Origin of the sequence: Xanthocytophaga flava (genome assembly GCF_030068545.1) — a bacterium.
GTDB classification, from domain to species: Bacteria; Bacteroidota; Bacteroidia; order Cytophagales; family 172606-1; genus Xanthocytophaga; species Xanthocytophaga flava.
In genome coordinates this window covers 17,188-30,654 of record NZ_JASJOR010000033.1, presented here as the reverse complement: position 1 = coordinate 30,654, position 13,467 = coordinate 17,188, and the positions used below count along the sequence as shown (strand labels likewise).

Genomic DNA, 13,467 nt, shown 5'->3' with positions numbered 1-13,467 from the left:
ATTGCGCGAAAGTAACCAATAAATAAACTCTTTCTAGCATATCTAGCTACAATTAGTTTAAATGAAAGTGCACACAACTGTTTATCTACATGAACTAACACAACAAACAGGGTCCTTTATAAGCTCCATCGTTGATTCAACATATTGATAAGTAAATCCGTAAATTCCCAACCTATCTTTCGGGCTGCCAGGGCACTCAGACTATCCTGATCTTGCCTGTGTGCTCGGGCTACACCTGTCATGTTGGGTTTCATATTTAGATCAAAGAGGAAATACTGCCCATTTTTATCTGCCCGACAATCAATTCGGATAGGAGCCTTTGCTTCTACCAAGGCAGCGGCTTTCTCACATTGAAGGTAAAGTGTTTGTATCTTTTTCGTCTGCAATTCTTCTTCTGTTAATACAATGCTATTATTAGTCACAGCCACTGTACCATTGTAGGGTGCAATTCCTGATTCGTGATTGAATCTTTTTACAGCAGGCAGACTCCAGTAACCAGGATACTCTATCTCCTGGCCTTTATCAAAGTACTTACCTGGAGGCATAACCGTAATGGTAACTTCCTGTCCTGGCAAGAATTCTTCCAGGTACAAAGCTGTTCCATATTGTCCTTCCTCAAACAACAAATTCAATGTTTCAGTCAATGTATGCCAGTTATGTAGTACTGATACTCCCTGACTCCCTCTGCCTCTGATTGGTTTAGCTACTACAGGAAACGAAAATGGTACTATCACCTGATCCCGGTTGTCAATAGTAATGATTACTGAATCAGGTACAGGTAGACCATTTTGTTTCAGTAAATGGTTTGTGACTATCTTATCATCATACTTTTCTACGTTCTCTGGAATCTGTCCCACCACAAACAAGTTCTGATCAGCAAATTTTTCTATCGGGTGACATGCATATAAAACCGTATTTAGCCAGAGAACCGTTGCCCCTTTTGCCAATGCATTCAAGATACCTATTTCTGTATCTGGAAATACCCAATCCAGATCGTTCCTGGGATTAGGAGAAGAGACAGGAGTAACCACATGGATTTCTTCTTGTAACAGAGCGTAAGCAATATCAGCACCACTATCAGCATATCCTCCTGTCTTCATTGGTTTGATAATACCATCTTTGACAGGAGGCTGTTGGGCCTGATATAAAATAGCCACTTTGCTCTCTGAAAATGCGTCAACAGGATTAGACATAACACTAAAAAACAGAAAAGCCGACAGAACAGATCAATTTGACTTCATATTGGATAGAAACTCTACTAAATCTCTGATTTCACGTTTAGACAGAATCGTTCCCATTGGAGGCATACCAGATGGGTAATTCTCTCGGCTCTTAATCCGGGAGAGAGGTACTTTCAAAGGCTCTGCAGCCGAAGTTTTTAAGATAAGTTCCTCTTCGCTTTCTTTCATAAGTACTCCTGTCACTTCTTGTCCATCTGTCATGGTTAATGCAATATTGCCATATCCTGGTGCAATACGCGCACTTGGCTCTATCATTGCTTGCAGAATTTGCTCACGACTTAATGTTTTACCAATCCCTTGCAAATTGGGACCTACTGAGCCTCCTTCCCCACCAATGGAGTGGCAACGAATACACTGAGCGGCTGAGTTATACAAGAAAATATTCCTACCTTGTCGACTATCGCCTCCCAACAGTGCTTCTTTAAATTGTTCCGTTTCAGATCCTTTCCCTTTTAGTGGCTCAAGCTTTTGGATAAGACTTTCATCTTTTGTGCCTTCAACTGATTCTATTAGATCCAGTTTTACATTGGCAGACAGTTTTTCTGTTACCATTCGGTGAATCAAATCCTCAAATACAACTCTTGTATTATCGACAGGCATTTCTCCCAATACTTTCAACATCTGTTGCTGTTCCCGAAAACTACCCTTCTCAAAAATAGGATTGACAATGGAAGGTAAATTTTCTTTACTGGTTTTTAACTTAGTAAGTAGACTAATAGCCGAAGTTCGTACAGCACCCTCTTTGTCTTCCATTCCTAATTTTATCACCTGTTCAATGCCCGCATAATTCAAATCAGCCAGAGCTATAATGGATGCTGCTCGCACTTCCGGTTTATCTGACTCTTTCAAAAGGGAAACAAGCTGAGTATTATAAGCAGAAATATTCAACTCAGACAGAAGTTCAATCGAAGAAACCAAAATGGTTGGATTAGTACTTTTCAGAAAATCTCCCATCTTATCCTTAATTTTGGTAGTGACCATAGTCGCGTTACGCTTTAGCTCACCACGATAACGCCCATCCACACGGTCCAGTACAGATGGATTAGCCCATGTTCCAATCACTGATAGTGCTTCTGCCCGTAAATCATCCGAAACATCTGTGCGTCCGGCAAAAGCAATCAACATATCCAATTCTTTTTCACCACCCACCCGTAAACAAGCATTGATAGCTCTACGTAGTAAAGGTTCATTGGTGAACTTTGTTTGTTGCACCATTTGTGCTAAAGCAGGTAAGGCATCAGCAATGGATAAATCATCATTAATAGCTCTTGCAACTTCTGTAACCAGATATTCATCGTCTTCTTTCAAAAAACTGGCGATTTCAGGGTTTCTCCACTTTCGCAGAATCAACACTGCTGCCAAGCGAAGAGCTTTACTTGAATTTGATTTTAAATTGATAACTGACTCAACATCCCCTATCCGACTTAATGCCAGTACACCCACATGACGCAGATAAACATCTTCATCATTGTTTTGCTCAATCATTTTCAAGATGGCTGAAACGGCGTTTTTATCCTTTACCCGCCCGAGTGCCTGAGTGGCAAAAAACTTCACTCTTGGATTTGAATGATTCACCATAGAAATCAACGTTTGGTTAGCGCCCTGATAACGTACATCTCCAATCACTTTAGCAGCTTGTGCGATGATTTCCTGGTCTGTATCTTTTAGTAAATCTGAGAGAATAGAGGCAGTTTCTCTATCTTTTTGAGACAGTTGTCCAATGCCCCAGATAGCATGGATTCTGGCAAACTGATTATCTTGTTGATGAATCAGTTTTTTGAAAATCTCTAGACCTTTAGCACCTCTTGCTACTAATTCAAATTGTGCTTTCTGACGAATCCGCATGTCCGCATAAGACAAAAGTGATGTTAACTGTGCCTCAGATTGCTTAGTATAATTCAATGCCATCAATCGTTTTGTCTCCTTACGTTCAGCTTCAAGATCATTTTTATTCTTATCCACATCAATCTTCCATATTCTGCCGTAATTTTTGGTATCCCATCCGGTTACCCAATCAGCTGCATACAAAGCACCATCCGTTCCGAAACGAATACCTGTAGGCAAGATACCTGTAGTGAGTTTTTTATCACCATCCAAAACAAAAGAAGCACCTTTAGGTTTTAATCCAAACGACCAGATGTGTGAACCAGTGGGGGTACCGACAAATTCAACCAGGAAAAATTTATTTGTCCATTCTTTCCCCAATGCCGTTCCCGGATTGAAAACCATTCCTGTAGGCCCATTGTGAAAATTCTGAATGGGAGGAAGTATATAAGCTGCCTGACCTTCCCAGCGAGGTGTATATAATTTTTCCTTCATCCATACATTATAATTATTATTGCGCGGATCAGTGTATTTGCCATACTGCCAGTTAGAGCGCCATCCGGAATCGCCACCCTCTACAATATGTACCAGCCGCTCGCTTTCCCCTGGATGATCCCCGTCATTGTCTGACGAAATAATGTTACCCAATGCATCAAAGACAAATTCGTGATCGTTGCGAATACCATGTGCTACAACCTCAAAGTCACTCCCATCCGGATTGGAACGAACCATTATTCCTTCATTGGGATATTCATGTTTTTGCCCCGATTTATCTGTAATATTAGCACCTATATCGCCTATCTGCCAGTAAATTTTGCCATCCGGACCTTGAATAGCTCCTGACATACCATGACCGCCAAAACCAATATGTACTGCATACCCATGACTGATTGATTGTTTTGTCTCATAAACGCCATCTCCATTTTTATCTTCCAAACGCCACATATCAGGTCCACTACACCAGAATGCATCTTTTTCTCTAACCAAAACACCACCACCAACATCAGTAACCTCTTCACTTGGCCCTACAAAAACCTTTGTTGCCCTTTCGGCAATTCCATCGCCATCTTTATCTTCCACCCGCCAAATCTCATCTTTTTCAACTGTTAAATCTTTCCAGTCGTGACTTCCGTCTTCATTCAGATCTTTGAGCCAGGTGTTCTGTTGGGAATTTTCAGGGGCAAACGTTTTTCGAAGAAAAGCTCTACGATCTTCTACTGTTTGAAAGCTGATAGAGGGTGTCATCCAATCGCGATGCCCGCGAATGTCAAATTCCGAATTTTTCTGGCGAATAGTGCGCGTAATGTAGGCCCTGCCTAAGTGGTCTATTTCCAGGGAAACCGGATCGGGTGACAAAGTGTCTGAAGCCCAAAGATCAATTTTTAGTCCCTCAGCCAACTGAATGGAGGAAGTCTCTTTTATTTGTTTTGCTTTTTGTTTTCCTGTTTGGGCATCAATCGTAATCACATCAGTACTGAGTGGCTTTAAACAGGAAACAAGAAGTAAGGTAACAGGAAGATAAAAGTGTTTCTTAAAGGCAGTCATTTTTGTTTGATCAAAATTCTATAATCATTTCATTTTTATAGGTAACAGATCTTTTAACCTCTCTAGAGAAACAATTAGGTTAAACTATCAATTATTTTGTTGGCATCCTGCAGAATCGTTGAGCATATAGATTCAGTTATCTTATATCTGATCAGCCTGCATTCATACAATAAACTATGTATTTTCTTTAACAGCAATTGATTTCTAATAAAAATCCCGGAAGTAGCACATTGGGATAGATTTGTTTAGTAGCTGGTATCACTCGCAAAGCCTATTTCTGGCCTTATTGGCAAGTAAAACAGCTTCACAGGAAAGAAGGACGGGACTTCAGTAGGTTGGGCTTATTTGGGAGATACATCTCCATATGGGTACACGAAAGTTGTATCTTTGTAAACTTATTTTAGGACGAGATATTGTGGTTTGTTCAGCACTTGGGGAATTTTGCGGTGAACTCCAGACAAAAACTTTTTTATTCGCAACAACAAGCCAGCCAATTTGACATGTTGTATGCACATAGTTATGCTCAACAGACTACTTGAACAAACTATGCGCAATCAACAGTGAGCTATATATAATTTTTCTTTCCAGAAGGATCTTCAGGAGATTCCAAAGGTCTGCTGGATAGCTATTTTTTTTCACAAACAGGTATAACTCTATTTTAGACTATTTTTAAGAGGGACAAGAAGAAATTATTTATTAAATCTACATTCACTAAATCTAACGAAACAGCAAATAAGCAATCAATAAGGTAACTATAATGTTAAATGTCTGAGCAGTCAGGAAAGCATACAAAGGCTTGCGGTTGCTGGCATTGATCAGGTCTGAAAAACGGGTTTCTAATCCAATGCTGGTAAAAGCAAGTACGAACCATAAAGTTTGAATATTCTTTAGGCCATCTTTTACACTACTAACTGCAGCTGGACTTAATAAAAAAGAGAATACCAGAGAAGCCCCTACAAAGCCTAATACAAACTTAGGAAACCGTTCCCAGATCACGGCAAGGGTAGGTTTTTCAGAACGTGCTTCTTCGGTGTTTTTCTGAGTATATGTCCAGTATATACTTATGGCAAAGGCAGCAATTCCCAGCAACACATTTTGAGAGAATTTGACGATAGTACTTATTTTTAAGGCTGTTTCTCCTACCAGCGTACCAGATGCTACTACAGCGCCAGTTGTATCAATACTTCCTCCAAGCCAGGCTCCTGTTACTTCCTGTGATAGTCCCAAGTAATTTGCTAGGTAAGGCATGCCAACCATCATTGGAATGGCAGTCACCAGTACCAGCGAAATGACATAAGAAAGTTTCCGTGTATCACCTTTGATTGCTCCTGCAGTAGCAATTGCAGCAGAAACTCCGCAAATAGAAACTGCACTGGATATCATCAGACTCATTTCGTCATCTATCTTCAGCTTTTTACATAGCCAATAAGCAAAATACCAGACAGATACAACAACTACCAATGCCTGAACCAATCCCAATGCACCAGCTTTCAAGATATCAGAGAAGACAACACTAGTCCCCAACAATACCAGTCCAATTTTCACAAACATTTCTGCGCCTAAGGCTGAACGAAACCACTCAGGTAATGTAACAATATTACCGATCAAAAGCCCCAGTGTAAGACTAAAAATAACCGCTTCCAGATTCCATGCCTTAACCTGACTGTTTCCCGCAATAATCAAAGCCAGAACAGTGATTCCATACACTACAGGAAACACCACCAGCAAAGATTTCAAGGGCTTATTAAGTAATACAGCACCAAGAACTGCAACAGCAATTACCAGTACAAATTGTATAACAATTGTAAGCAGGTTGGCAGAGGTAAGAACTTTAGAAAACAACTCCTGCCCGTTGCTCCAGGAATAGGCAGGAACAGGCAAAGGCAATCCTGCCAACGCCAAAGCAATAATGCTTATACCAAGTACGACTACCGTCCAGTCTTCGGTAAAGGTAAATCGTGTTTTTTCAGGAAGAGTTTGAGTAACTTGAGACATCGAAATCAGGTTGCTATATTTTTATAAATGTATTTTAATTCAAAAAAGGCTTTAGAGGCATAATAGGTGTTTTAAAGATATCTTTCAGAGCGCTTTTGGCCGCGTAATATCCACACATGCCATGCACTCCTCCACCAGGAGGAGTTGAAGAAGAGCAGATATAAATGCCTTTAGCTGATGTTTTACAGGGAGAAAGACGCAAAGCGGGTCGTGTGTATAATTGAGTCAAATCAATCACTCCACCATTAATGTCTCCACCTATATAATTTGGATTGTACAATTCCATTTGTATCGTATTCATAGTATGCCGGGCTAGAATACGGTCTTTGAAACCTGGGGCAAACCGCTCAACCTGATTCTCAATTGCATCAGTCATATCTACTGTAGAGCCATGAGGTACATGGCAATAACCCCATAGAGTGTGCTTTCCTTCGGGTGCGCGTGAAGGGTCAAAAATACTTTGTTGGGCTAGTAACACATAAGGAGCTTTCGGATGCTTGCCACTCCAAATTTCTTTTTCAGACAAGGCGATTTCATGAAAAGTGTTTCCCAGATGTAGGGTTCCTGCCTGCCTGCACTCTGCCGCTTTAAAAGGAACAGGTCCATCCAACGCCCAGTCTACTTTAAATACTCCCATGCCATATTTATAATTGTTAAGTTGCCAGCGGTACAGTGGAGAAAACTGATCTCCGGCAATTTTAAGTAGTTGTCTGGGGGTCAGATCAAAAAGAATGGCCCGACTGGAAGGGAGTTGCGTCAAGGAATGTATCCACTGATCCGTTTCTATCTTACCGCCCAGCGAAACAAAATACGAAGCCAGCGCATTGGCAATCGATTGGGACCCACCTTTGGGTAGAGGCCATCCATACAAATGTCCAGCTGTCATCAGAACCAGCCCAATGGCAGAGGTTGTCATATGAGATAGTGGCTGTATCGAGTGGGCAGCCATTCCTGCCCATAGCCCTTTAGCTTTTTCTGTAGAAAAATAGTTCGACAGGCGACTGGCAGAAGGCAATGCTTTCAATCCAAACTCAGCCATTTTAATTGGATATGTTGGAAATTGCAAAGGCCCCAGTACATCTGCTGCCATCTTGGGCCAATCATTGAGTAAAGGTTCAATCAATCGTAAATAAGGGAGTCTATCCTTTCCCAATAACTCAGCTGTTTTATCGATTGATGAAGTTAGAATAGCGGCTGTGCCATCGTCAAATGGATGCGCTGCCGCTACAGGTGGCTGAATATACTCCAGCCCATGTTCAGTTAATGGGAGACTTTGAAAAAAGGGTGATCCGGCAGCCATAGGATGAATGGCCGAGCAAACATCGTGTTTAAATCCTGGTAGCGTCAATTCCGAAGTACGTAAGCCCCCTCCTATCGTTTTCTGTCCTTCTATCAGCAGTACTGAAAGTCCTGCCTGTTGCAAGGCTATCCCTGCAGCAAGCCCGTTGGGTCCTGAACCTACTACTACTGCATCATATTCATAATGTGCCATTTATTTCCGGGTTCTATACGTTTTATTCTGGAAGCTTTTTTCACTTCTCACCGTAACTTTTCAGGTTTAAATACCACACTTCCATCTGATTTGATCACCCATGCTGTCACAGGGTTCAGGTGATATCCACCCATGTCTGTACCTCTGGCATCAATCAACTGCTTCAGGGTAGGTTGTGTGTAGCCAGTTTCGTCTGTAACACGACTCAAAATCTCTGTCGACTCTCCTTTCCATTGCCACAGATACCGAAAGGCAGTATGGGCTTTGTCCAATATGGGCTCCTGAAGGGTTGCCCGATGCCAGGATTTTCCAGCATCTGTACTCACTTCTACATATAACACTTTACCCCGTCCAGACCATGCAATCCCTCTGATCTCCAGCCAACCTTTCTCAATATGTTGAGGATAGGAGGGAAAGGTTATGATTGACCGGGCATCCATATCAAAGCTAAACATACGTATTTTTCCGTCCCGAATTGTTTCTGTGTAACGGGAAGTTTCTTCCCGGGTCATATAGGGTTGATCCGAAAGTTCTATCCGGCGAAGCCATTTTACATTAGCATTGCCCTCCCATCCTGGCAAAAATAAGCGAATCGGATAGCCTTGTTCTGGTCGCAATGCTTCCCCATTCTGTGCATAGGCAATAATAGCGTCATCCCACCCTTTTTTGACAGGAACGCTACGTGTCATTACAGCGGCGTCTGAACCTTCGGCCAGAAACCAAGTCGCTCCGGGCTTTACACCCACTTCTCTGAATAATGTTGAAAGCTTTACACCTGTCCATTCACTCTGGCTGGTTAATCCACAGATCTCCTGTGGAGTCATAGTCTCTTTTCCAGTGCGGAAATTTCCGGAACACTCCAGAAAGGCAATCCGTGATATGGATGGAAAACGCTTCAGATCAGCCACAGTGAAGACAAGTGGCTTCTCTACCATACCATGAATAAGCAGTTTGTGTTTGCCCGGATCGATGGTTGGAATGCCGGCATGATGTCTTTCAAAGTGAAGGTCAGAGGGCGTAATAGTCCCATAGAAATCCTGCAATGGGGACCGGGACGAAATATCGGATGGTTTACGAACAGGCTTCTCAAAAGCAGATCGTCCACCTAGCTCGCTGGGGAAAGGCCCCAGTTGTTTGGTAGGATCATCTTCAGGCTTAAAAACGGATTCCGGAATGGCCTTTTGAATTGTTTTTCCAAAGGCAGTCTGAACAAACACTACAGCAGCTGTTGCCGCTCCCCCAAGCAGCGAACGGCGTTTGATTTTTTGGGAGAATAGTGATTTATCTGATGATTTGTCATCCATAGGGTCTATTCATAGAGTTTTTAATGCCAGGAAAATAAGAATCTATCGCACTTCGGCTCCTCCCTTACGGTCATCAGGCACGAAGTATTTCTGAGCAGGCATTTGAATTTTGGGTAATGTTTCGGCGTTGAGTACAGTTGTTGAGTCAATGATCCGATTGGCTGCCAGCAAAAAGGCTGTCAAACTATACACTTCTTTATCTGATAAGGAACCAGGCTGATTAAATGGCATAGCCCGACGTATATAATCAAACAGGGTAGTAGAATAAGGCCAATAGTTACCAATGGTTTTTTCTTTCACGTCTGTACCTCCAACCAGTTGATTGTTTGGGCCTTCCTTGCCTGTTTTTCCATGGCAGACGGCACATTTTGCAGTATATAATTGCTGTCCATCTACGAAATTCCCTGATCCGGCAGGCAGGCCTTTTCCATCAGGACGCACATCGATATCCCATGCTTGTATCTCAGCCTCGGTGGCCACATGCCCCAGAGAAAAGCTTTCTGGCCAGTGAACGGAATCCATTGTAACAGAATCTTTGGCCCTTTCTGTATTAACAGCCGTATGTGCTGCTGTCTGTACACCCGGTCTGCTACATGCCCAGTGCACCAGCCCTAAACAAAGAGAGGCTACAAAAACAATATATGTATACTTACTCACAACTGCAGATTGCTAAGAAACCCTAAAAAAGAAAGTAGACTTTCTATCTCCAAAAGAAACAGAAAGTCCGATTATGTTGACTAAATCCGTTGATTCAAGTCCCTCATTTATCCTCCTATGAAGATGTATCTTACTGGATATTGAAATTACTTATACTTTCCAGCTTCTAGTGTACTGGAAGGTAAGGCATAGGATCGGTTTACCTTATCCAGTACCACATAAATTGAGTCTTTATGCTGATCGATTCCTTTCAGAATTACCCGATTCCCATCTGTAGTCTCGTAATGGAGAATCATCCGGTTACGTTTCTCGTTTTTCTTTGCGGTTGCAAATTCCCGATCTCTACGAGTAGAAGCAGCTTTGGGATCAATCATTTTTACTTCATCGCCAATATGCTTCCAAGCTTCGGGACTTATCCAGTTGGGGTCCAGAGAAGCTTTTTCTGTTGAAGCACCTTCTGTCAATGGCTTATCTATTCCTCCATTCAGATTTTTCTCCGTTCCACCATCACCACCGACCCCTGCAACCCGATTGCGTCGATCCGGAATAGCTTTGTATTTATCCTGAAGGTAAAGCACATGATCTACCGTATCTGCATAATAATGAAACGCGTGTTGTCCTCCACCTACACCTGTCAGTTCAAACGTGCGGTTAATGTCTCGTTGGGGATCACCTCCACCATTGGATAAATCCAGTGCTGTTGGCTTATTTACTCTGAAGGTCAATGTTGTCCAATTTTCAAAAGTAGCCTGTTGCCAGCGTACTGTGTCCAGAGGAGAATATGGAATAGTTTGATTATTTACTTTAAATTCCGTTACATTGTACAAACCGCGAAGAGCTGTTACACCTTTGGTTGAAGGTTGTTTATACGGATCGTATTTGAAGTTTACATATTGCAGATAGAACAACAAAATCAGAAACACATAAAATACCCCTACTTTTATTGCAGCCCGGGTATACTTCTGCCATTTTTGAGAAAATGATGGATAATAATTGACAGGGATAGTGAGCCGCTCCAAAATCAGTAGGTTATAGAGTCTTGGAATATCCTGAACTAACAAGAAGCCTGACAGAAGAACGAAATAGGAACTATACACATGCACCCCTCCATCATAAGCAAAGTTCACAAACACAATATCTCCCAATGCACCAAATAACAGGATAGCGCCGAAGGTGGTAGTTCCTCTGAAAAACAACAATGCTCCCGCCAACACTTCTACTACCCCTGCAAACACCTGATACCAGGGAACAATCCCGATAGAAAGCCAGTAGATTTTTTGTGCTGTAAGGTCACCAAAATTTGTATTCAGTAGCCCCACAGATGGATAAGGCATCTGAACAGGAAGCAATTTGGTAAAACCAAATCCAATGATACCAATACCTGCCCGGTATCGTACAATGGCACGAAGCCAGTAATACAGATTATTATATTCTTTTGGCTGTGGCTTTCTGTATCGGTCTACCACTGTCCAGATAGCACCTACCCCAATTGAGACCAGTAGTGTGATAACCCAGTTGGCATAGCCGTTGAGCTGGCTTCCAAAAATTTTGTTTCCAAAGAAATTGATCCCTGAACCAAAGCGGGCTATGTCATACAAGTCCCGATAATGCAAATTGGTCCAATCAATATGAATCACATGGTCATACCACTCCGCATTGTTTGGAATGGAAATGCTGACAAAAAAGATGAAGGCAATACGAAAAGCAATTTTTTGATACTCCTTCCAGTTGGAAATAGTATTCAAGCCCGAATTTACCTCTGTCGGAGAAGAAGTATCCAGAACAACATTTTCGTGAACAGTTTCCGTTTTAGACATGTTTTTACGTATTTTAAAGTAGCTACATTAGTCAAAGGATTGTTTAGGAGATAGTCTCAGACTATTATTAAAGGCTTCAAAGTCAGGTTTTAATTAAGTTCTTGAAGAACTAAAAACATGTGCTGCGATTTCACCCATTTTTCAGCCCGTAACTTTTGCCCTTTTCGCTTCTTTAATAATAATCTAGACCACCTCTTATAACTTCAAAGCCTTTTGTCTTCCCTGGCGTTGCACCTCTTCCAGCAGGTATTTTTTCTGAATCTTGTCCAGCACTACATAGAGTGTATCCTTGCTCTGAGTCAAACCTGACAAAATAATTTGTGTACTATCAGGTCTGCTATAGTGAAGGATCAGCGTGTCATTAGGCTTGTCTTTGTTGCGGTTTTTGAGATACAGCAGATGCTGAGTAGTATCCAGCTGATAGCTATAGTATGTCCTGCCAGTCGTTCCTGCCAGCTCATACTGACGATCTTCGTCCTTTTCATACAACTCTTCAGTTCTTTTCTCAGGTGCTAAGGACACAGGCTGGTTAAGACGAACACTGATAGTAGCCCATTTCTCAAATACCACATCCTGCCACCGAACCGGATCTTTTTTAGAATACGGAAGCTCTTTACTGTTGATCCGGAATGTACGTACATTGTATAAACCACTGGCATGTGACAAACCTGCTTTCTGTGGATACTGATATGACCCTGTCTGATATCCGGCATAACTCTTAAATCCATACAGAAATACAAACAGAAAAATGAATGCACTCTTTAGAACTATCCGTATGACTTTCCACTTGCCTTCAAAAACAGGGTGGTAACGATTGGGAAAAGTTGGTTTTTCAAGAGTGAGTAGGGTAAATAATCGCTTGATATCAAACGATAACAGAAATAACGCAATGGTAATCAGAAAGAAGCTATATACATATTCACCACCTGAATATGCCAGATTGGACATAAAAACGTTTCCTGTGAATGGTAAAATAATCAGTGTAGCAACCGTAGTCGTTTTTCTGTTAAGCAATAACAACCCAGCCAGAATCTCCACTCCTCCCAGAAAGGATTCATAGGATGGAACAATTCCCAGACTCAGCGAAAACAGTTTCCAGTCTGTGAAATCACCATAGTAGGTATTCAGATTACTTAGTGAAGGGTAAGGAGATTGCAAAGGAAACAGTTTGATAAAGCCGTAGCCTATCACACCTGCTGCCAGCCGGTAGCGCAACAATACCCGCAATGCATATTGCCAACTAGTATACTCTTCACGTTTGGTATCCAGAAAACCCCATACCAGCGTTCCGGCCAAGGCCACCAGCGCTATGACACCCCAATCCGCAAAACTAGGACTATCAGCAAACAAACGGGGTGTATACCGGGACAGATAAAATATATCCCGATAGTGTAGATCAAACCAGTTGACAGCAAATAAGTCTCTGTAAAATTTCCAGTCCAATGGTACTATCTGCAAAAAGAAGTAAATGAAAAAGAAACGGAACAGAACTTTCTCTGCTTTTGTCCAGGATGTGTCTGTCTCTAAATCAGGAGACAGGTAGGTTACGTTTATGACTGACATAATCTATCAATTTTAAAGTCTTGACATTA

8 protein-coding genes are annotated in these 13,467 nt (G+C 41.8%); all 8 read right to left on the bottom strand.

Going from position 1 to position 13,467, the window contains the following annotated elements:
- Positions 1–116 precede the first annotated feature (116 nt).
- A complete protein-coding gene (locus QNI15_RS32020; RefSeq protein ID WP_314035836.1) occupies positions 117–1,193 on the bottom strand; it encodes an ATP-grasp domain-containing protein in 1,077 nt (358 codons plus the stop codon).
- Positions 1,194–1,226: 33 nt separating this feature from the next.
- A complete protein-coding gene (locus tag QNI15_RS32015; protein ID WP_314035834.1) occupies positions 1,227–4,610 on the bottom strand; it encodes a HEAT repeat domain-containing protein in 3,384 nt (1,127 codons plus the stop codon).
- Positions 4,611–5,327: 717 nt separating this feature from the next.
- Positions 5,328–6,605, bottom strand: coding sequence for a YeiH family protein (locus QNI15_RS32010; protein WP_313989707.1), 1,278 nt, complete (start codon positions 6,603–6,605; stop codon positions 5,328–5,330).
- A gap of 34 nt (positions 6,606–6,639) precedes the next feature.
- Positions 6,640–8,097, bottom strand: coding sequence for a phytoene desaturase family protein (locus tag QNI15_RS32005; protein WP_314035832.1), 1,458 nt, complete (start codon positions 8,095–8,097; stop codon positions 6,640–6,642).
- Positions 8,098–8,144: 47 nt separating this feature from the next.
- On the bottom strand, positions 8,145–9,401 hold the full coding sequence (gene soxC / locus QNI15_RS32000; RefSeq protein ID WP_314035830.1) for a sulfite dehydrogenase: 1,257 nt from the start codon (positions 9,399–9,401) through the stop codon (positions 8,145–8,147).
- 42 nt (positions 9,402–9,443) lie between these two features.
- The gene (locus QNI15_RS31995; RefSeq protein WP_314035828.1) at positions 9,444–10,058 is read right to left on the bottom strand and encodes a c-type cytochrome; all 615 of its coding nucleotides are present in this window, start codon (positions 10,056–10,058) and stop codon (positions 9,444–9,446) included.
- Between the two features lie 146 nt (positions 10,059–10,204).
- Positions 10,205–11,875 carry a hypothetical protein gene (locus QNI15_RS31990; RefSeq protein ID WP_314035826.1) on the bottom strand — a complete coding sequence of 557 codons (1,671 nt, stop codon included), beginning with the start codon at positions 11,873–11,875 and terminating at the stop codon, positions 10,205–10,207.
- Positions 11,876–12,070: 195 nt separating this feature from the next.
- Positions 12,071–13,438, bottom strand: coding sequence for a DoxX family protein (locus tag QNI15_RS31985; protein WP_314035824.1), 1,368 nt, complete (start codon positions 13,436–13,438; stop codon positions 12,071–12,073).
- Positions 13,439–13,467 lie beyond the last annotated feature (29 nt).

Bases quoted from the DNA above. Each gene is read 5' to 3' on its own strand.
- QNI15_RS32020 (WP_314035836.1), bottom strand. From the start codon at position 1,193: ATGTCTAATCCTGTTGACGCATTTTCAGAGAGCAAAGTGGCTATTTTA.
- QNI15_RS32015 (WP_314035834.1), bottom strand. From the start codon at position 4,610: ATGACTGCCTTTAAGAAACACTTTTATCTTCCTGTTACCTTACTTCTT.
- QNI15_RS32010 (WP_313989707.1), bottom strand. From the start codon at position 6,605: ATGTCTCAAGTTACTCAAACTCTTCCTGAAAAAACACGATTTACCTTT.
- QNI15_RS32005 (WP_314035832.1), bottom strand. From the start codon at position 8,097: ATGGCACATTATGAATATGATGCAGTAGTAGTAGGTTCAGGACCCAAC.
- soxC (WP_314035830.1), bottom strand. From the start codon at position 9,401: ATGGATGACAAATCATCAGATAAATCACTATTCTCCCAAAAAATCAAA.
- QNI15_RS31990 (WP_314035826.1), bottom strand. From the start codon at position 11,875: ATGTCTAAAACGGAAACTGTTCACGAAAATGTTGTTCTGGATACTTCT.
- QNI15_RS31985 (WP_314035824.1), bottom strand. From the start codon at position 13,438: ATGTCAGTCATAAACGTAACCTACCTGTCTCCTGATTTAGAGACAGAC.